Source organism: Azospirillum doebereinerae (assembly GCF_003989665.1).
In the GTDB taxonomy this organism is placed as follows: domain Bacteria; phylum Pseudomonadota; class Alphaproteobacteria; order Azospirillales; family Azospirillaceae; genus Azospirillum; species Azospirillum doebereinerae.
The window spans coordinates 149,813-168,892 of sequence record NZ_RZIJ01000004.1 but is presented as its reverse complement, the minus strand read 5'-3'; the positions used below and the strand labels follow the sequence as shown (position 1 = coordinate 168,892).

Annotated in this window: 22 protein-coding genes; 6 read left to right on the top strand and 16 right to left on the bottom strand. The window is 66.4% G+C overall.

Annotated elements, in window-relative coordinates; all coding sequences use genetic code 11:
* The first annotated feature begins 22 nt into the window (after positions 1 to 22).
* The 3 genes from EJ913_RS07330 to EJ913_RS07320 are packed head-to-tail and all read left to right on the top strand — an operon-like array spanning position 23 to position 2,722.
* Positions 23 to 1,102 (top strand): electron transfer flavoprotein subunit alpha/FixB family protein, encoded by a 1,080-nt coding sequence (locus EJ913_RS07330; RefSeq protein ID WP_126996290.1) that lies wholly within the window; start codon positions 23 to 25, stop codon positions 1,100 to 1,102.
* A 28-nt stretch (positions 1,103 to 1,130) separates the two neighbouring features.
* Positions 1,131 to 2,432 carry an FAD-dependent monooxygenase gene (locus EJ913_RS07325; RefSeq protein WP_126996288.1) on the top strand — a complete coding sequence of 434 codons (1,302 nt, stop codon included), beginning with the start codon at positions 1,131 to 1,133 and terminating at the stop codon, positions 2,430 to 2,432.
* Positions 2,429 to 2,722, top strand: coding sequence for a ferredoxin family protein (locus EJ913_RS07320; protein ID WP_211098902.1), 294 nt, complete (start codon positions 2,429 to 2,431; stop codon positions 2,720 to 2,722). The genes EJ913_RS07325 and EJ913_RS07320 overlap by 4 nt, the downstream gene beginning before the upstream one ends.
* Before the next feature lie 122 nt (positions 2,723 to 2,844).
* Here EJ913_RS07320 and EJ913_RS07315 read toward each other — a convergent pair whose 3' ends face one another.
* Positions 2,845 to 3,276, bottom strand: a complete 432-nt coding sequence (locus EJ913_RS07315; RefSeq protein ID WP_126996286.1) for a response regulator — start codon at positions 3,274 to 3,276, stop codon at positions 2,845 to 2,847.
* Between the two features lie 220 nt (positions 3,277 to 3,496).
* On the opposite strand from EJ913_RS07315, the gene EJ913_RS07310 reads away from it, so the two are divergent.
* Positions 3,497 to 3,796 carry a hypothetical protein gene (locus EJ913_RS07310; protein WP_126996284.1) on the top strand — a complete coding sequence of 100 codons (300 nt, stop codon included), beginning with the start codon at positions 3,497 to 3,499 and terminating at the stop codon, positions 3,794 to 3,796.
* 16 nt (positions 3,797 to 3,812) lie between these two features.
* Here the strand turns inward: EJ913_RS07310 and EJ913_RS07305 are convergent, their stop codons facing one another.
* The 7 genes from EJ913_RS07305 to EJ913_RS07275 all read right to left on the bottom strand — a co-directional run bounded on the left by EJ913_RS07305 (position 3,813) and on the right by EJ913_RS07275 (position 9,772).
* Positions 3,813 to 4,409: a hypothetical protein gene (locus EJ913_RS07305; RefSeq protein ID WP_126996282.1), complete on the bottom strand. Its 597-nt coding sequence runs from the start codon at positions 4,407 to 4,409 to the stop codon at positions 3,813 to 3,815.
* Between the two features lie 126 nt (positions 4,410 to 4,535).
* Complete coding sequence (gene nifW / locus EJ913_RS07300; protein WP_126996281.1) at positions 4,536 to 4,868, bottom strand: nitrogenase-stabilizing/protective protein NifW; 333 nt, start codon at positions 4,866 to 4,868, stop codon at positions 4,536 to 4,538.
* A 13-nt stretch (positions 4,869 to 4,881) separates the two neighbouring features.
* A complete protein-coding gene (cysE, locus tag EJ913_RS07295; protein ID WP_126996279.1) occupies positions 4,882 to 5,730 on the bottom strand; it encodes a serine O-acetyltransferase in 849 nt (282 codons plus the stop codon).
* A gap of 32 nt (positions 5,731 to 5,762) precedes the next feature.
* Entirely contained in the window at positions 5,763 to 6,908 is a 1,146-nt protein-coding gene (nifV, locus tag EJ913_RS07290; RefSeq protein ID WP_126996277.1) for a homocitrate synthase, read from the bottom strand.
* Between the two features lie 267 nt (positions 6,909 to 7,175).
* The gene (nifS, locus tag EJ913_RS07285; RefSeq protein WP_126996275.1) at positions 7,176 to 8,390 is read right to left on the bottom strand and encodes a cysteine desulfurase NifS; all 1,215 of its coding nucleotides are present in this window, start codon (positions 8,388 to 8,390) and stop codon (positions 7,176 to 7,178) included.
* 14 nt (positions 8,391 to 8,404) lie between these two features.
* Complete coding sequence (gene nifU / locus EJ913_RS07280) at positions 8,405 to 9,337, bottom strand: Fe-S cluster assembly protein NifU (protein ID WP_126996273.1); 933 nt, start codon at positions 9,335 to 9,337, stop codon at positions 8,405 to 8,407.
* Between the two features lie 42 nt (positions 9,338 to 9,379).
* Positions 9,380 to 9,772, bottom strand: coding sequence for a HesB/IscA family protein (locus EJ913_RS07275; RefSeq protein WP_126996271.1), 393 nt, complete (start codon positions 9,770 to 9,772; stop codon positions 9,380 to 9,382).
* Between the two features lie 309 nt (positions 9,773 to 10,081).
* Here EJ913_RS07275 and EJ913_RS07270 point away from each other — a divergent pair, with 309 nt between their 5' ends.
* Positions 10,082 to 10,576: a hypothetical protein gene (locus EJ913_RS07270; protein WP_126996270.1), complete on the top strand. Its 495-nt coding sequence runs from the start codon at positions 10,082 to 10,084 to the stop codon at positions 10,574 to 10,576.
* Between the two features lie 222 nt (positions 10,577 to 10,798).
* Here the strand turns inward: EJ913_RS07270 and fdxB are convergent, their stop codons facing one another.
* From fdxB to nifE, 6 genes are all read right to left on the bottom strand, one after another.
* Entirely contained in the window at positions 10,799 to 11,092 is a 294-nt protein-coding gene (gene fdxB, locus EJ913_RS07265) for a ferredoxin III, nif-specific (RefSeq protein ID WP_126996268.1), read from the bottom strand.
* A 69-nt stretch (positions 11,093 to 11,161) separates the two neighbouring features.
* Entirely contained in the window at positions 11,162 to 11,362 is a 201-nt protein-coding gene (locus EJ913_RS07260) for a CCE_0567 family metalloprotein (RefSeq protein WP_126996266.1), read from the bottom strand.
* Between the two features lie 23 nt (positions 11,363 to 11,385).
* Positions 11,386 to 11,859, bottom strand: coding sequence for a NifX-associated nitrogen fixation protein (locus EJ913_RS07255; RefSeq protein ID WP_126996265.1), 474 nt, complete (start codon positions 11,857 to 11,859; stop codon positions 11,386 to 11,388).
* 4 nt (positions 11,860 to 11,863) lie between these two features.
* Positions 11,864 to 12,334 (bottom strand): nitrogen fixation protein NifX, encoded by a 471-nt coding sequence (gene nifX / locus EJ913_RS07250; protein WP_238519707.1) that lies wholly within the window; start codon positions 12,332 to 12,334, stop codon positions 11,864 to 11,866.
* Entirely contained in the window at positions 12,313 to 13,707 is a 1,395-nt protein-coding gene (gene nifN / locus EJ913_RS07245; RefSeq protein ID WP_126996263.1) for a nitrogenase iron-molybdenum cofactor biosynthesis protein NifN, read from the bottom strand. Before nifN ends, nifX begins: the two co-directional genes overlap by 22 nt.
* A 5-nt stretch (positions 13,708 to 13,712) precedes the next feature.
* Positions 13,713 to 15,119, bottom strand: a complete 1,407-nt coding sequence (gene nifE, locus EJ913_RS07240) for a nitrogenase iron-molybdenum cofactor biosynthesis protein NifE (RefSeq protein WP_126996261.1) — start codon at positions 15,117 to 15,119, stop codon at positions 13,713 to 13,715.
* Between the two features lie 246 nt (positions 15,120 to 15,365).
* On the opposite strand from nifE, the gene EJ913_RS07235 reads away from it, so the two are divergent.
* Complete coding sequence (locus tag EJ913_RS07235) at positions 15,366 to 15,869, top strand: hypothetical protein (protein ID WP_126996259.1); 504 nt, start codon at positions 15,366 to 15,368, stop codon at positions 15,867 to 15,869.
* Between the two features lie 125 nt (positions 15,870 to 15,994).
* Here EJ913_RS07235 and nifK read toward each other — a convergent pair whose 3' ends face one another.
* Together nifK and nifD are read right to left on the bottom strand one after the other, a co-directional pair.
* Complete coding sequence (gene nifK, locus EJ913_RS07230; protein WP_126996257.1) at positions 15,995 to 17,572, bottom strand: nitrogenase molybdenum-iron protein subunit beta; 1,578 nt, start codon at positions 17,570 to 17,572, stop codon at positions 15,995 to 15,997.
* Between the two features lie 31 nt (positions 17,573 to 17,603).
* A complete protein-coding gene (gene nifD / locus EJ913_RS07225) occupies positions 17,604 to 19,043 on the bottom strand; it encodes a nitrogenase molybdenum-iron protein alpha chain (protein ID WP_126996255.1) in 1,440 nt (479 codons plus the stop codon).
* Positions 19,044 to 19,080: the final 37 nt, after the last annotated feature.

Sequence of the window (19,080 nt, the reverse complement as noted above, 5' to 3'; positions counted from 1 at the left end):
TCTTTCCGCCGGAGACCCGACGATGAGCGAACCGAGCAAGCCCCAGGGCCGCAAGTTCCAGCTTCCCGAACACCTCAAGGTCTACAAGAACGTCTGGGTGATCGTCGAGCAGGAGCGCGGCGTTGTCCATTCCGTCTCGCTGGAGCTGCTGGGCGAGGCCCGCAAGCTGGCCGACAAGCTGGGCGTCGAGGTCGGCGCCGTGGTGCTGGGCGCCGAGGGCCCCGACCTGAACCGCATCTGCGGCGACGCCATCGGCTACGGCGCCGACATCGTCTACAAGGTGACCGACCCGGTCCTGACCGACTACCGCACCGATCCCTACTGCCGGGTGATGACCGACGTGGTCAACGCCTTCAAGCCGGAGATCGTGCTGCTGGGCGCCACCACGCTGGGCCGGGATCTGGCCGGCGCCATCGCCACCACGCTGGTCACCGGCCTGACCGCCGACTGCACCGAGCTGGACATCTACATGGACAACCGGTCGCTGGCGGCGACGCGCCCGACCTTCGGCGGCACGCTGCTCTGCACCATCCAGACGCTGGCCTACCGGCCGCAGATGGCGACCGTGCGCCCCCGCGTGATGGCGATGCCCGAGCGCGACGACAGCCGCACCGGCCGCGTCCAGGAGGTCTTCCCCAACCTCCAGGAGGAGAGCGTCGTCACCAAGGTGCTGAACTTCATCGCCGACCGCGAGCAGAACGAGGCGCAGCTGGCGTTTGCCGACGTCATCGTGTCGGGCGGCAAGGGGCTGGGCAAGCCGGAGAACCTGAAACTGGTCTTCGATCTGGCCAAGGTGCTGGGCGCCGAGGTCGGGGTAACCCGCCCGCTGGTCCAGGCCGGCTGGGTCGGCAACGACCGGCAGGTCGGGCAGACCGGCAAGACGGTGCGCCCCAAGCTCTACATCGCCGCCGGCATCTCCGGCGCCATCCAGCATCGCGTCGGCATGGAGAAGTCCGACCTGATCCTGGCGATCAACACCGATCCCAACGCGACGATCTTCGACTTCGCCCATCTGGGGCTGGTCGGCGACGCGCTGACGATCCTCCCGGCGCTGACCGACGCCTTCGGTCGCCGCCTGTCGGTCAACCGGATGGCCGGCTGACCCCCGGACGCGAAAGGAGCCTCAGGACATGGTCGAAAAGTTCGACGCCATCGTCATCGGTGCCGGTCCGTCCGGCAACGCCGCCACCTACACGCTCGCCAAGCAAGGGTTGAAGGTCCTTCAACTGGAGCGCGGCGAGTATCCGGGGGCCAAGAACGTCCAGGGCGGCATCCTGTACGCCCACGAGCTTGAGAAGATCATCCCGGATTTCAGGGACGATTGCCCGACCGAGCGTCACATCATCGAACAGCGCATCTGGCTGCTGGGCGACGACAATTACATCGGTACGAATTACCGGTCGGAGGCGTACAACACCGACGCGCCGAACCGCTACACCATCATCCGCGCCAACATCGACAAATGGTTCTCGGAGAAGATCCGGGCCATCGGCGGCCTGCAGATCTGCGAGACGACGGTGACCGAGCTGATCCGCGACGCGTCGGGCAAGGTGATCGGCGTCCGCACCGACCGCGAGGGCGGCGAGATCCTCGCCGACGTCGTCATCATGGCCGACGGCGTCAACGCCCTGCTCGCCAAGCGCACCGGCTTCCAGAAGGAAGCGGCACCGGAGAACGTGGCGCTGGCGGTCAAGGAGATCCTGTTCATCGACCCCGAACTGATCCAGCAGCGATTCGGCATCAAGGACGACGAGGGCGTCGTCATCGAGATCATGGGCAAGGTGACCAAGGGCATGGTCGGCACCGCGTTCCTGTACACCAACAAGGAATCGCTGACGATCGGCATCGGCTGCCTGATCTCCGACTTCAAGAAGGGCGAGTGCCCGCCCTACAAGATGCTGGAGGACCTGAAGAACCACCCCGTCATCAAGCCGCTGATCGAAGGCGCCGAGATGAAGGAATACTGCGCCCACATGATCCCGGAGGGCGGCTTCAAGGCGATCCCGCAGCTCTACGGCGACGGCTGGATGGTGGTCGGCGACGCCGCCCACTTCAACAACGCCGCCCACCGCGAGGGCTCCAACCTCGCCATGGCGTCGGGCCGGATGGCGGCGGAGACGGTGATCGAGCTGAAGGCCGCCGGCAAGGATTTCGGCGCCGGCAACCTCGCCACCTACAAGAAGAAGCTCGACGAGAGCTTCGTCATCAAGGACCTGAAGAAGTACCGCGAGCTGCCGGGGATCATGCATTCCAACAAGCAGTTCTTCGGCGCCTACCCGGACGAGATCACGCAGGCGGCGCACAACTGGTTCACCGTGGACAGCGTGGACAAGCGGACGAAGGAAAAGGACATCCTGAAGGCCTTCGTCAAGCGCCGCTCGGTGTTCGGTCTGGTCGGTGACGCAATCAAGCTGGTGAGGGCGATGCGATGAACATGATGGTGAAGATCGAAGAGAAGCTGTACCAGAACCGCTACATCGTCGACGAGAACCGGCCGCATATCCGGATCAAGGACGAGGCGCATTGCGCCGCCTGCACCAGCAAGGCCTGCACCGTCTGCTGCCCGGCCGGCTGCTATTCGACCAACGAGGCGGGCGGCGTGACGCTGGCGACGGACGGCTGCCTGGAGTGCGGCACCTGCCGTGTGATCTGCCAGGACAGCGGAAACATCGAATGGGACTACCCAAGGGGCGGTTACGGCATCAGTTATAAGTTCGGGTGAGGGATTTCCCCTGAGGGCGTTGCGGGGCTTCGCGGTCCCGCATCGCCGTCCCTCTCCCGATCCCCAACGACTCATCAGCCCCTTCGCTTCGGCGGAGGGGCTTTTCTTATGGGGGCTGGTGATTACGGAGGGGTCGGTTCCGGTGTCTCGGCGGCGTGCGCCAGTTGGCGCACCGCGTCGGCCAGGACGCGGTCGAGCTGGTTGGGGAAATAGGGCTTCTTCAGGAAGCCGAAGGGATGGCAGTCCTCGGCGCGGCGGCGGGTGTCCGGGTCGCCGAAGGCCGACATGAAGACGCAGCGGATGCCGAACCGCGCGTGGATCGCCGCCGCCGCTTCGATGCCGTCCTTGGAACCGTGCAGCCGGATGTCCATCAGCACGATGTCGGGCCGGTGGCGCTCGGCCGCCGCGACGGCGTCGTCGGCGTTGTCGGCGATCTCGCAGACGCTGTAACCCAGCATGCCCAGAATCTCCTCCAACGCCATCGCGGCGAGGCTTTCGTCCTCGACGATCAGGATGCGTGGCTGGGGAGCGGGGGTGGGCGGATCGTCGTTCATTACGGATGCCTGCTGGATATCACTGTGATTCTACAGGCTGGACATGGCGCGCGCACAGGAAGATTCGCGTCCCTATGACCAAGAGCAGGGGCGTACGGGCGATCAGGCCTTGCCGTTGGGGGGTGGGGCGTACCATCTCAGCGTTAGCGCTGTTTCCGGAGCAGGGTGCGCTTGCCGCCCGCCCGAATCACCCGACCCCTTCTTTTTGAGGAGACCGGCCATGGACCTGCGCGTTTGCTTCGAGAACAAGGAGAGCGTCAACGTCAACGACGCGACGATGATGCAGCACTACGCCAAGAGCTATCTGGCGGATTTCGAGCCCGAATGGGCCGGCTTCATCATGCTGCCCCACGACGAGACCCAGCGGGCGACCATGGAGCCGGCGTGGCAGGTGCTGATCCGCAACGCCTCCCCGAAGACGGAGAGCGCGCTGCTGACCTATCTGGACGACAACCCGATGGCGGCCTACCACGTCCACGTCTACCGCCGCGACACCGGCAACGAGCGCAAAATCCACTGAGGATCCGCGCGGACCGTCAGCCTCCCCACAGCCCGGCGGCGTCCGGGCTGAAGGAGGCGTCGGTCAGCGACTTGCGGGACGACGCGATGTTCTTGGAGAATTTGCCGTCGTAACGGTAGGTATTGTCCGAGTTGTATCCCGATTCGGGCTTGAGAAGATCCGTGATCGACAGGGACAGCATGCGTTCCAGGCCGTCGAGGAAATCGGCGGTGGGATTCTTGTAGCGGTCGACCAGCCCGGTGTTGTTGATCTTGCCCCACCAGGTCTTCACCTTCTTGATGTTGGCGATGTCGTCCTTCAGGGCCTTGGCCGGGTTGGCGACGCCGTCGCCGGAGCCGCCCAGGTTGATGGTGCCGAGGACGTCGCTGGCCGCGCTGAACTCGTCGGCGGTGCCGGACTTCGCGGTCAGGAAGGTGTCGTAGATGAAGATGGCTTTCCGCTTGCTCGGCGCCGCCTGATATTGCTGGACGCATTGCCAGCACAGGAAGGTGGCGGGATCCCAGACGCCGCTGCTGGCGGACCAGCAGAACACCCGGTGCCGCTCCTCGGACCGCCCCGTCCCGACCGGACCGAGCAGGGTTTTCAAGGCATCGAACGTGCGAATGCGCGGCATCGGTTGGTCCATCCATCGGAGGGGGCGCCGTCACGGTGAGGCGCCATACCCCCGTAGGACTAACATGACCATTTCAGTGGGATATTGCTAAAATATTCCATTCCGGTGTCGTGGAGGACATGAAGGTTACACCGGCGATCCCAGCAGGCTGTCCAGCGGCACGAAGCGGTCGGCCATCTTGCGGGCTTCGTCCTTGTGGACCTTGAAGGTCTTTTCGGCGATGGCGTTGGACAGCACGAAATCCTGATAGGCGCGCTCCAGATGCACGCGGTAGCGGGTCGCCGTGCCCTCGTCGTCCAGCCCCTCCAGCCCGGTGTCGGCCGACAAATAGTCGTGGAAGCGTTGCAGGATGTGCAGGCGGTTCACGTTGACCACGCGCTGGTCGTAGCCGACCTGGAAGAAGCGCAGGAAGTCTTCCGCCGTCTCCAGATCGTCCAGATCGTCGGTGAAATCGCTCATCGTCGGAAACTCCTCAAGCCTGCTGCTGGGTGGAAGGGGAGGGCGCGCAGCCCTCCTGGTCGCAAAGGTCGCCGCAGGACTGGCAAGCCACGCCGTCCAGGCGGATGTCCGCCAAGCGGAGATCCGACAGCGGCGGGCGGGCCAGCTCGGCGATGGTCCGTTCGGACGCGGTGTGGGCTTCGAGCCGCGCCTCGATGCGGTTGATGTGGTCGATCAGGCAGGCGATCGCCTTGCCGACCGGGTCGGGCATCAGGTGATGCTCCAGGTCGATCCCGTGGGCGCTCAAGCGCCGCTGGGTCTCGGGCTGGACGATGCGGCCGGGGATGCCGACCACGGTCATGCCGCCGGGCACGCTCTTGGTGACGACCGAGTTGGCGCCGACCCGCGCGTTGGCCCCGACCGTGATCGGCCCCAGGATCTTGGCGCCGGCCCCGACCAGCACGCCGTCCAGCAGCGTCGGGTGGCGCTTGCCCTTGGTCCAGGAGGTGCCGCCCAGCGTCACCCCGTGGTAGAGCGTCACGTCGTCGCCGATCTCCGCCGTCTCGCCGATGACGACGCCGGCCCCGTGGTCGATGAAGAAGCGGCGGCCGATGGTGGCGCCGGGGTGGATGTCGATGTTGGTCGCCCAGCGCCCCAGATAGGACAGGAAGCGCGCCGGCCAGCGCAGGCCGCGCCGCCACGCCGCGTTGGCGAGCCGGTGCGTCGCCAGCGCGTGGATGCCCGGATAGCAGGTCAGCACGTCCAGCAGGTTGCGCGCCGCCGGATCACGGTCGAAGACGCAGGCGACGTCCTCGCGCAGCAGGGCCAGGATGCCGGGGTGGCGAGCCGGACGGTCTGATTGGTCGGCGTCGATGGCGGCCATGGGCGTTCCCTCATCGAATCGCATCGGCGGCGTCAGTGCGCGGCCGTGTGGAGCGAGACTGGGTGGAGCGCGGCGTGGAAGGCGCGCAGCTCGTCCGGGGTGGGCGCGCGCTTGGCGCGGGTGGCGAGCGCGCGGACTTGGGGCAGTACGGCCTGGGCGACGGCGTCGTCGCAGGCCAGACCCAGCCCGTCATAGGCCATCTTCACCGCCGCCGTGCCGGAATGCTTGCCCAGCACGATCCGATGCTCGCGCCCGACCTCGGCCGGGTCGAAATTCTGGTAGGTGGCGCGGTCGCGCAGCAGCCCGTCGACGTGGATGCCGGCCTCGTGGGTGAAGACCGCGTCGCCGACGATCGACTTGTTCACCGCCACCGGCCGGTTGGAGGCGCGCTCCACCAGGGCGGAGATGCCGGCGAGCGAACGCGTGTCCACCCCGCTGTCGATGCCGTAGAGGTGCTTGAGGGAGACCACGACCTCCTCCAGCGGCGCGTTGCCGGCGCGCTCGCCCAGGCCGTTCACCGTGGTGTTGACGTGGGTGGCGCCGCCCAGCACGGCGGCCAGCGAGTTGGCGTTGGCGAGGCCGAGGTCGTCGTGGGCGTGGATCTCGATCTCCAGGTCGGTGGCCCGGCGCAGCCGCTCGATGCAGGCGCGCGTCTGGAAGGGGTCGAGCACGCCGAGTGTATCGGCGAAGCGGAAGCGGCGGGCACCGGCCTGTTGCGCCACGGTGACGGCGGCGACCAGGAAATCCATGTCGGCGCGGGAGGAATCCTCGCCGCCGACGCTGACCTCCAGCCCGTGGTCGCGGGCCTGTTTGACCTTGCGCTCGATCTCCGACAAGGCCCAGGCGCGGCTGCGCTTGAGCTTCCTGGTGATGTGGATGTCGGAGACCGGCATGGACAGGTTGACGAAGCCGACGCCGCAGGACAGCGCCGCCTTCAGGTCGGTGTCGTGCATGCGGCACCACACCATCAGCCGGCCCTTGAGGCCGAGCGCGGCCACGGCGCGGATGCCCTCGCGCTCCTCCTCGCCCATGGCGGGGATGCCGATCTCCTGCTCCGGCACGCCGGCGGCATCGAGCGCGCGGGCGATGGCGATCTTCTCGTCGAGCGTGAAGGCCACCCCGGCGGTCTGTTCGCCGTCGCGCAGCGTTGTGTCGTTGATGATGGCCAGCGGCTTCATGGGATGCCTTCCCAATGGGGAGACCGTTTGCGGGGAGACCGTTTGCCCCCTCCCCGACCCTCCCCCGCGTCGCGGGAGAGGGGGCCTTGGGGAAGGCGACGGAGTTCCCTCCACCGCCAACGGCGGGGGAGGGTTAGGGAGGGGGCATGGTGGATGGACATGCCCCCTCGACCTTGGTGTCGCAGACCGGGCCGGGAGCCCGCCCCGACGGGGTGTCGTCGGGCGGGGTGTCGGGACGGACCCCCGACCCGGTCTGCGATTCCGGTGTTAGGAATAAACGGGCGCGAAGTCCTTGGCCTTGCCGGCGCTCTGCTCCCAATAGGGCGACAGGCTGCGCAGCTTGGCGATGATGCCGGGGACGACCGCGATGACGTGGTCGATCTCCGCGTCGGTGGTGTCGCGCGACAGCGAGAAGCGCGTCGCCCCGTGCGCCGCCGTGTAGGGAACCCCCATGGCGCGCATGACGTGGCTGGGCTCCAGCGAGCCGGACGTGCAGGCCGACCCCGAGGACGCGGCGATGCCCTGCTCGTTCAGGAGGAGGAGGATCGCCTCGCCCTCGATGTACTCGAAGGCGACGTTGCAGGTGTTGGGCAGCCGGTTGTCTGGGTTGCCGGTGACGAAGCAGGACGGCACGGCAGCGAGGATCGCCTGCTCCAGCCGGTCGCGCTGGGCCTTCACCCGCGTGTTCTCCTCGGCCATGTGGGTCAAAGCGAGGTGAGCGGCGGCGCCCAGGCCCACGATGGCCGGGGCGTTCTCGGTTCCGGCGCGGCGCGAGCGTTCCTGGTGGCCGCCGCGCATCATCGGGCGGAAGCGCAGGCCGCGCTTGACGTAGAGCGCGCCGATGCCCTTGGGGGCGTGCAGCTTGTGGCCGGACAGCGACAGCAGGTCGACCGCGCTGTCGGCGAGCTTCATCGGGATCTTGCCGACCGCCTGCACCGCGTCGGTGTGGAAGATCGCGCCGACCGCCTTGGCGAGTTGGGCCAGCTCCTCGATCGGGAAGATCGTCCCGGTCTCGTTGTTGGCCCACATGATCGACACGATGGCGACCCGGTCCGACAGCGCCGCCTTGTAGGCGTCCATGTCGAGGTTGCCCTTGCTGTCCACGCCGATGCGGTGGATTTTGTAGTCGCGCTTCTTTTCCAGGTAATCGCAGAGCGCCAGCACGGCGGGGTGCTCGACCACGCTGGTGACGATCTCCTTCTTCTTCGGGTAGGCCTCGATGGTCGAGAGGATCGCGGTGTTGTCGCTTTCCGTGCCGCCGGAGGTGAAGACGATCTCGCTGTCGTAGCCGGCGCCGAGCAGCGCCTGGACCTGCTTGCGCGCCCATTCGATCTTGCCGCCGACCGCGGCGCCAAAGGCGTGCATCGAGGACGGGTTGCCGAAATGCTCGGTGAAGAGCGGCAGCATCTCGGTCAGAACCTCGGGATCGACGCGGGTCGTCGCGTTGTTGTCGAGGTAGACGCCGCTGTTGGGGATGGTCATGGCTGTCGTTCCCCTCAGTTCGCGTGGGCGGGCATCAGGGAGGCCGGCTTGACGCGGACGAACTCGCCGAGCGTCTCGACCAGCTTCATCTGCACGCCCATCATGGTGCCGGCCGATTGCGAGCAGCCCGAGCAGGCGCCGGTCAGCCGCACGTAGATGTCCTTGCCGTCGATGTCCACCAGCTCCACGTCGCCGCCGTCGCGCTGGATCTGCGGACGCATCGCCTCGATGGCGCCCATGATCGCCTGCATGCGCTGCACGTTGGTCAGCTTCGACGCGGCCGCCGCCGGCTCGGCCGGCTTGGCGGCGAGCGGCTGGATGGCGTCGAGCCCGACCACGCCGGTGGGCGAATGCTTGGCGGCGGGCTTGAGGATTCCGGTCTTGGCCATCACGGCCTCCAGCACCTCCTCGATCTTCTCGTGGCAGGTCTGGCAGGAGCCGCCGGCCTTGGTGTAGTGGGTGACCTCCTCCAGCGAGGTCAGGCCGTTCACCGTCACCGCGCGCTCGATCATCGCGGCGTCGATGCCGAAGCACTTGCAGACCAGTTCGCCTTCCTCGTGGTCGTCCTCCCACGCCTCGCCCTTGTAGTTGGCGATGGCGGCGCGGAGCGCCTCGGCGCCCATGACCGAGCAGTGCATCTTCTCCGGCGGCAGCCCGCCGAGGTAGTCGGCGATGTCGCGGTTGGTCAGGACCAGCGCCTCGTCCACCGTCTTGCCGATGATCATCTCGGTCAGCGCCGAGGAGGAGGCGATGGCCGAGCCGCAGCCGAAGGTCTGGAACTTGGCGTCCTGGATGATCTGGGTGTCGGGATCGACCTTCAGCATCAGGCGCAGCGCGTCGCCGCAGGTGATGGAGCCGACCTCGCCCACCGCGTTGGCCGTGTCCAGCACGCCGGAATTCTTCGGGTTGAAGAAGTGTTCCTTGACCTTGTCGGTGTAGTTCCACATGTCGCTGCTGCCTTTTCTCTGGGTAAGCGCCGTGAGGAGCGTTCAGTGCGTGGTCGAAGAGGGGGACGGGCCGCAGCCCGAGGAGGCGGTGGAGCAGGAGCCGCCTGGGCCCCCGGCCGAGAACGACTTGCCGCAGCCGCAGCTGCTGGTGGCGTTGGGGTTGTCGAACTTGAAGCCGGAGCCTTCGATGCCCTCGACGAAATCGACCACCACGCCGTCGAGGTAGGGCTGGCTGCCGGAGTCCACGAAGATCGTCACCGGGCCGAAGCTGAGCACGGCGTCGTCGTCGCCGGCCGCGGCCTCCAGGCCCATCTGGTACTTCATGCCGGCGCAGCCGCCGTCGGTCACCGCGATGCGCAGGCCGGCGGCGGCGCCGCCCGACTTCGCCAAGACTTGCTCCAGGGTGGAAACCGCCGCGTCGGTCAGAATCACCATGTCCCGCCTCCTCGTTCACAGCCCCGCCGGGATCGCCGGCCGTTCTGCAATTCGATAAAGCAAGAGGCGGGCCAACTCGTTAGATCGTTGATTTTTAATGATTGTCAGGCCGAAATGGGGTGGCGCGATTCCGACAATGTTTTGGAGACGTATGAATTTGTCGGGTTTGGGGCGTGTCGGGTTCGTGACAGCCGCGACACTTCGCCGCACAAAAATATTGCGGTCTTTCGCTCGGGCTTTGCGCGCGGCAGGATGGTCGCGTCGTCGGTGCGTCGGATGGTTGAAACACAAAACGGAGGGTTGACGGGAATGGACCAGCCGATCGAGCTGCGCATGTCCAACGGCCGGATGGCCTTTGGCGACGTGCCCGAGCACATCGACGAGCTTCTGCAGGAGGCGGTGAAGGCGCGCGACCTGCCCGAACAATGCGAGGCGATCCTGTGGGAGGCTCACCGGGCGGCGCCGCGCGTGCTGCCGGTCTACTACGCGCTCTACAAATTCTACTTCAACCGCAAGCGTCTGGCCGACGCCGAGCGGGTCGCCCGCATCGGGCTGGACGCGGCGGCGCGCGAGGGCGGCTTTCCGGCGGATTGGAGCCAACTGACGGTGGAGACCACCGATTGGGCTGCGCAGGGGGCGCCGCGATTCTTCCTGTTCACCATGAAGGCGCTCGCCTTCATCGAGCTGCGCCGCCACAACAGCAGCAAGGCGCTGGCGATCCTGAGCAAGATGGCGGAGATCGACCCGGTGGACCAAGTCGGCTACGGCACCATCGCGGCGCTGGCGAAGGGGCTGGGGGAGTAGGGGGGGAAGGTTGCGTTTGCCCCCTCCCTGACCCTCCCCCGCCTTCGGCGGGAGAGGGAACTGCCGCCGCCCTCGACAAGCGTCCTGGCCCCCTCTCCCGCGAAGCGGGGGAGGGTCGGGGAGGGGGCAGCGCGGAGCAACCACTTCAACACATCAACAGCAAGAAGCCCGGCCGCCTCTCGGCGCCGGGCTTTTCTCTTGCAAGGAACCAGAAGCGACCCCTCAGGCCGCCACCGCCTTGTGGGTGATGCAACTCTTCGAGCAGACCTTGGAGCAGCTTTCGCAGCCGATGCAGTTGGCGGCTTCCTTGACGGTCATGATCTTCTTCTCGGCCTCGTCGTCGAAGGCGTCGACGATGTCTCCGTCCTCGGTGATGCCGATCATGTCCAGCACGCCGCGCCCGCAGACCTTGAAGCAGCGGCCGCAGCCGATGCATTGCTTCTGGTCGATGGATTCGACGAATTTCGGCGTCCAGATCTGGCCACCGCGGGTGGTGCCGGTCACGAATTCAGCCATGGGATGCTCCTCTCGAATGGCGCGGAGGGGGAGGGGGGCGCCTAAGCCTTGGGTTGGGTGTCGCGGTGGTCAGGCCTGCTCCAGCGCCTTCAGCGCGGCGCGCTTCTCGGTCAGCGCCTGGTAGGCTTCAAAGGTCTCCTGCGCGACGGCCAGGATGCTCTGCCAGTTCTGCGGGAGTTCCTCCGACAGGTCGTGCAGGTCCATCTTCATCTTCGTCGCGCGGGCGTTCAGCTTCTTGACCTCGTCCTTCAGGGCGGCGATGTCGCTCATGCGGGGGTCCTCTCCAAAGGCGGTCAGAGGTTGGCGACCTCGGGGTATTTCCGGATCAGCCCGACCGCGTCGGCGACCAGCTTGGCACCGTCGGCCCCCAGCTTCTCGACGGTCGGGAAGCCGAAGCGGTGGACGTCGCGCAGGCTCTTGGAGATCACCACCAGACGGCCGGTGGTCAGGATCATGCGGCCGAAGCCCTCGTGGCTGATCTTCATCATCGGCGAGGCCATCAGGCCGGTCTGCTTCTCGATGGTGATGCCGACGGCCTTGTAGAACAGCTCCAGGCGCCACAGCGTGTCCGGATCGGGATCGCCCATGATCGGGATCGCCGCGCGGGCCTCCTTGTCCAGCACGAAGGGGGCGAGCAGGACCTCGTCGGCCTTGCCTTCCCAGGCGCCGTAGCTGTCCTCGGCACGGAACAGCAGCACCAGGGTCTTCAGGAACTGGTCGGCAACATCGACCTCGGCCGCCACGGGGGCGGCGACAACATCGGCCATGGTCCTAGTCCTCTTCGTCGAAATTGAGTTCGGGGGTGTCGCCCAGCGCCTTGCGCAGCCAGGGCGGCGGGTTGCCGTTCAGGGTGACGACCAGCTTGTCGAGCAGGGCCGGGATGGACTCGGTGGCCTCGACCTTGACGGGATGGATCTTCTTCGCCACCACCCGCGCCGCCGCCGAGGCGCCGATCGCGGACAGGTAGAGAATGGCGACGTCGGCGAGGGCGTCGAGCTTGGGGATCAGCTTGTCCTCGTTGCCGTCCTCGAACATCGAGCCGCCGAACTGGAAGGTCTCCACGAAGGCGTGGCCCGCGCGGTCGACCCGGTAGACGGCGATGTTCTTGGCCCAGCCGAAATGCGCGTCGACGTGCTGCATGTCCTGGGTGCAGAAAGCGACCTTCATCGATCCTCCGCGATTGGGATGGTCTTGGTTCGGGTGGGCCGCGCCCACCACGCTCAGACGGCGCTGCATCCGCATGATCCGCCTCCGCAGTCCTGACCGGTCCGATCCTCATGCCCCTCATGGGACGCGGCCGGGTGGTGGTCGTGGTCCATCTCGCGCGACAGGAACAGGTTGCCGATCTCGAACATCAGCTCGCGGGTGCCGCGATAGCCGACGCTGACCTTCAGCCCGGCGCCCAGCCGGTCGAACATCGGCAGCCCCATGCGGTGCAGCGGCACGCCGATTCGCGCCGCCCCCTGCCGCCCGTGCGAGTTCGAGACGATCAGGTCGGCGTCGCGCGCCAGCGTCTCGACGTCGGAATGGTCGCCAACCATCACCGTGGTGGCGGTCAGCTTCTCCAGCACCGGAGTCTGGGTCGGCGACACCGCCGCGACCACCTTGGCGCCCATGTCGGCCAGGAAGCTGGTCACCGCGTAGAGCAGGTCGGGCTCCAGCGCCACCGCGATGCGTTTGCGGCTGAAGAAGAAATGCCCGTCCAGCATGCCGTCCACCAGGCTCTCGCGCTGGCGCCGCAGCTTGGGGTGGACCGGCCGGCCGGAGATCTCGGCCAGCACGCGGATCAGCTTGTCCGACGCCTCCAGCCCGGTCAGGCGGCTGAAGAAATGGCTCGGCACGTCGGTCTTCAACTCCAGCGCGGCGCCGGCGATGCGCATGTGCTCGCCGACCACCAGCGTCGCGACCGAGGCACCCATCGAGCGGATCTGGTCCACCGTCACTCCGCCCAGCGAGGTGGCGGTGAAGTCGGCCGGCTGGCGGCCACCCATCGACAGCGACAGGTCGGGAAGGAAGATCGGCGACAGGCCGAAGGATTCGATGACGTCGCGCAACTCCTCGACGTCGCCCGGCGACAGGTGTCCGCCGGCCAGCACGTTGATCTGGGTCTTCACCGTGGCCGGCGAGGGCTCGACCAGACGTTCGACGATGGCGGTGACCGCCTTGCCGAAGCCGTCCTCGAAGCCGCCGCTGAAATCGGGGGTGTTGGCGAAGACCAGGGCGGTGTCGGCCATCTCCGGATTGCGCTGGCGGAACAGGGTGTACTGCCCGCCCATGTCCTCGCCCTTGGTCTCGGTGACGCCGGTGGTGGCGACGCCGATCATGGCGGGGTTGTTGCGCTCGACGATGGTGCGCAGCGCCTGTTCGAGGTTCTCGTAGCCGCCGAGGATGGTCGAGACCTGGTCCATCGCGGTGGTCTGGAGCGGGATCGCCTCGCGGAAATGGCGGACCAGCAGGACCAGCCCGAAGGCGGTGCAGCCCTGCGAGCCGTGGAACAGCGGCAGGCAGCGGTCGACGCCGAGATAGGCGAGCGCCGCGCCCAAGGGCTGGCTCATCTTCAAGGGGTTGGTCGAGGCGGCCTTGGCGGCGTTGGGGAAGCGTTGGATGTGCGACATGGCGCTCACTCCGCGGCCAGCAGGGAGGAGGCCGGGGCGGGGTCCCATGGGGCGGGCAGGCGGACCTGACGCCAGATCGGGTTGGACAGGGTCTTGTCGATCTCCTCGCAGAGGTTGACGATCCCGTCGTAGCCGGCGTAGGCGTGGTGGCGCTCCTGGTTGATGTCGAGCCAGGGAACCTTGGCCTTCAGCGAGATGAACTGCGAGCGCCCGCCCGACATCATGATGTCGGCCTTGTCCTCGGCCAGCATCTTGTAGATCTCGCGGGGCTTGAGGTCGTCCCACTGGTGGAACTCGTCGCCCTTCATCTTCGTGATGCGGGCCTTGTCCTGCGGGGTGGACTTCTTGGTCGAGGTGCCGAGGATGGTCAGCCCGGCGCCTTCCAGCGCGCTGACCATCGACCAGCTCTTGACGCCGCCGGTGAACAGCAGCACGCGCTTGCCCTCGAAGCGCGGCTTGTAGGGCTCCAGCCGGCGCCAGACTCGGCTCTCCTCGCGGGCGATGACGCCCTCGGCGCGGTCGATCAGCGCGCTGTCGGCGCCGCGCTCCACCAGCATGCGGGTCATGGTGCGCAGCGTGTCGGACATGTCGGAGACGCCGTAGAAGGAGCCCTCGAAATAGGGGATGCCGTAGCGCTCCTCCATCTTGCGGCCGACGTTCACCAGCGCCTGGCTGCACACCATCATGGTGACCCGCGCCCGGTGGGCCTGGGCGACCTGGTTGTAGCGGCCGTCGCCGGAAATGCAGGACAAGAGGCGGATGCCGATCTCGTCGAGCAGCGGCTTGACCAGCCACAGTTCGCCCGCGAGGTTGTACTCGCCGATGATGCAGACGTCGGTGGGGGTGGTGTAGTCCGGCTCCACCGTGCCGATGACGTGGTCGAGCAGGGTTTCGCCGGCCAGCTTGTTGCCGAGGTTCTTGGAACCGACGAAGCCCGGCGCGTCGACCGGGATCACCGGCTTGCCGAGCTTGGCCGAGGCGAACTTGCAGACGGCGCCGATGTCGTCGCCGGTCATCGCGGGCACGCAGGTCTGGTAGACGAAGACGGCCGGCGGGTCGTATTGCTGGACGATTTCCTTGATGGCGCGGAAGAGCTTCTTCTCGCCGCCGTTGATGACGTCCAGCTCCGACAGATCGGTGGTGAAGCCGGTGCGGTAGAGCTGCGAACCGGAGGATTTGGTGCCCCGGTTGTCCCAGGCGTTGCCCAGGCAGGCGATCGGGCCGTGAACCAGATGGGCGGCGTCGGCGATGGGCTGGAGCACGATCATCGCGCCGTCGTAGGCGCAGCCGCCGGCGGCGGCCCCCGGCTTCAGGGACTTGGTGCAGCCCTTCTTCTTGTCCTTGGCCGACTTGGTCTGGTTGGTCGCGCAACCCGGCTCGTTGAAGACGTCCTGGATCTTGTCCTGGAGCATGCCCGCTCTCCCAGCTTGACGCCGAAATGGCTTATGGGATGGAGCAATGCAGGGCGCATGCCATCGATCAAGTTATTGAAAATATGGAATTGTTCGTTTTGGCGTGGCTGTCCGATACCCGACAATCGGCGTGGGCGAGTGGTGAGCGGGTCGGCCATTGTCGGGAGTCCCACACGATGCAGGAAAAGCCGGAATGCTGCGTATCAGCGGATGTCGCGCAGGGTTGCGCAGTGGAGGGAGCGAAGAATGGGCGGAATGGTGAGAGGGCCGATGGGGCCGGTGATGATCGGCGTTGCGGTGGCCGCCGGGTTGCTGGCGACGCCCGTCCTTGCCAAGCCGATCGTCCTTGCGGCGGAGACGGGCGGGCAGATCGGCGTGCTGTGCCGCGTCTTCGACGAGGCGGAGGCCCCGGCCACGCCCGGCATGGAATCGCTGTGCGCCGACGCCGGCGACATCGTGGAACAACGCCTGTCCGGCCTCGGAAAATCGGTGGTGCGCTTCGGAATGATGCTTGAGGAGCCGCCCGGCATCGACGGGCCGGTCATCCTGATCGCCATGGAAACCCGCCCGGCCTGGGCCGGCGGCGAGCACCCGCGCGTCCTGCTGCGCACGATGGCGATCCGCGACGGCCAACTCGCCCCGAGCACCGGCCTGCCGCCGATCCCGGTCGAGCTGGCCGGCGACGGGTGGAAGGAGCGCGGGCGGCACGGGCTGAAGCGGATGATCGACTTCATCCTGCGCGACCGCTGAACCTGACCGCCCCCCACAAACAAAAAAGACCGGAGAGCGCCGTCGCGTGGCGCTCTCCGGTTTTGGCAGTTGACCGGCGGGGCAGGGGGATGGACACCCCACCCCGCCGGGGTCGCGGAGACCGGTCAGCGAACCAGATCGAAGGAGTAGTCGGTCTGGCCCACGGTGTTGGTGTTGGCGTCGATGTCGTCGAAGATGCGGTCGAGGATGCGCACCAGCACGTTCAGCGCGCCCTGGTAGCCCCAGGTCGGGTAGCGGTGGTGGTGGTGGCGGTCGAAGATCGGGTAGGTCAGGCGGATCAGCGGCACCTTGGTGTCGCGCTCCAGATACTTGCCGTAGCTGTTGCCGATGAGGTAGTCGACCTTGTCGGTGAAGATCAGCGAGCGCAGGTGCCACAGATCCTTGCCGCCGTAGGCCTTGCCCGAGGCGCCGAAGGGCGAGCCGTCCAGAACCTTCTGGACCTGCTTCTCCCACTTCTTCGAGCCCGAGGTCGAGAGGATGTGGACCGGCTCCGCGCCCAACTCCAGCAGGAAGCGGGTCATGCCGAGGCAGAAGTCGGGGTCGCCGTAGACCGCGAAGCGCTTGCCGTGCAGGTGGGTGTGGCTGTCGGCGATGGCGTCGACCAGACGGCCGCGCTCAAGCCGCAAGGAGTCCGGAACCGCCTTGCCCGACAGTTCGGCGAGCTTCACGATCAGCTCGTCGGTGGCGGTGACGCCCATCGGGTAGTTGAACTTGGCGACCTCCTGGCCCTTTTCCTTGATGAACTGCAAGGTCTGGGGCGTGTTGTACTCCTGCATGGAGATGGTGGCCTTGGAGTGGACCGCCGCCTTCACGTCCTCGATCTTCGTCCCGCCGTCGTACATGCGGTACTCGCCGTCCATCGGCGTGTCGAAGTTGTCGGACACGTCCGACAGGATTTGCAGGTTGATGCCGAACTGGCCGGCGATCTTCTTCAGTTCGCGGTTGTTGCCGACCGCGAAGCCGTCGAAGCCGGGGATCAGGTTGATCGTCTCGTTCTTCGGCGTGTCGTACTTCTCCGACGCGCCCCAGAAGTAGCTCAGCACGCCCTTGATCATGTTGTCGTAGCCGACGATGTGGCTGCCGACGAAGGCCGGGGTGTGGGCGTAGGGCACCGGGAAGTCGGCCGGGACGCTGTCCTTGGTCTTGGCGTTGGCGATGAAGCCCTGGAGATCGTCGCCGATGACCTCGGCCATGCAGGTGGTCAGCACGGCGATCATCTTCGGCTTGTACAGCGAATAGGCGTTCGCCAAGCCGTCGATCATGTTGTTCAGGCCGCCGAACACCGCCGCGTCCTCCGTCATCGACGAGGAGACCGCCGAGTTGGGCTCCTTGAAGTGGCGGGTCAGATGGGTGCGGTAATAGGCGACGCAGCCCTGCGAGCCGTGGACCAGCGGCAGCGTGCCTTCGAAGCCCTGGGCCGCGAACATCGCGCCGATCGGCTGGCAGGCCTTGGTCGGGTTGATGACGACCGCCTCGCGGGCGAAGTTCTTGGCCTTGTACTCTTCCGTCTTGGTCCACTCGGCGACGCGGGCGACCTCCTCGTCGGAATGGCCGTATTCGAACTCGGCCTTCTTCCGCTCGAACATCGCCTTGTATTCGGGCTGGCGGAAGAGGGTGAAGTGGTCGAGAACCTTGTCGGCGCTTTGCGAAACGGCGCTCTGGGAAACTTCTTTATCGGACATCGTCAAATTCTCCTGTTCCAGAGGCCGTTGGTCAGAACGGGGCCTTCATCACGCCCCAGACGGGGTTGTTGATGGCGAGGTCCATGTCGCGCGCGAAGATCGCGAAGCCGTCGTAGCCGTGGTACGGCCCCGAGTAATCCCAGCTGTGCATCTGGCGGAACGGCAGGCCCATCTTCTGGAACACGTATTTTTCCTTGATGCCCGAGGCGACGAGATCGGGGCGCAGCGCCTCGACGAACTTCTCCAGTTCGAACGCGGTCACGTCGTCGTAGATCAGCGTGCCTTCCTTCACGTAGTGGGCGGTGCGCTGGTAATCGTCGTTGTGGGCGAACTCGTAGCCCGTGCCGATGATCTCCATGCCCAGGTCGTGGTAGGCGTCGGCGACGTGACGGGGGCGCAGGCCGCCGACGTAGATCATCACCTTCTTGCCTTCCAGGCGGGTGCGGTACTTGGCGATCACCGCGTCGACCATCGGCTGGTAACGGGCGATGACCTTCTCCGCGTTCTCCTTGATGGTGTCGTCGAAGAGGGCGGCGATCTTGCGCAGCGACTCAGCGATCTGCGACGGCCCGAAGAAGTTGTACTCCATCCAGGGGATGTTGTACTTCTCTTCCATGTGGCGCGCGATGTAGTTCATCGAGCGGTAGCAGTGGATCAGGTTGACCTTGGCCTTGGGCGTGTTCTCAAGCTCGGCCAGCGTGCCGTCGCCCGACCACTGGGCGATCACGCGCAGGCCGATCTCCTCCAGCAGGATGCGCGATGACCAGGCGTCGCCGCCGATGTTGTAGTCGCCGATGATGGTGACGTCGTAGGGGGTTGAGACGAAGCCCGGCTTCGGCTCGGTCTTGTCGAACACCCAGTCGCGGATCACGTCGTTGGCGATGTGGTGGCCCAGCGACTGCGAGACGCCGCGGAAGCCTTCGCAACGCACCGGGATGACCGGCTTGCCGATTTCCGCCGACTTCAGGCGGGAGACCGCCTCGATGTCGTCGCCGATCAGGCCGATCGGGCATTCCGACTGGATCGAAATGCCGTTGACCAGCGGGAACAGCTCGTTGACTTCCTCGATGACCTTGTGAAGCTTCTTGTCGCCGCCGAAGACGATGTCCTTCTCCTGGAAATCCGAGGTGAAGTGCATCGTGCCCCAGCTGTCGATGCCGGTGTCGCCGATGTAGTAGTTGCGGCGGCCCGACCACGAGTAGTAGCCGCAGCCGACCGGACCGTGGGAGATGTGGATCATGTCCTTGATCGGACCCCACACCACGCCCTTGGAACCGGCGTAGGCGCAACCACGGATGGTCATGACGCCGGGGATCGACTTGATGTTCGACTTGACGCCGCAATCCTTGGCCTCGGCCTCCAGCACGTTCAGGTGCTTGGCGCGGCGCTTGCGGGACTTTTCGGGGTAGGCTTCGAGGACGTCGTTGACGAGGGCCTTCAGATCGACTGGGGTGTTTTCGGACAGGCTCATGGCCGGCCTCCTGCGTGATTCGTCGCGCCCCTACAGC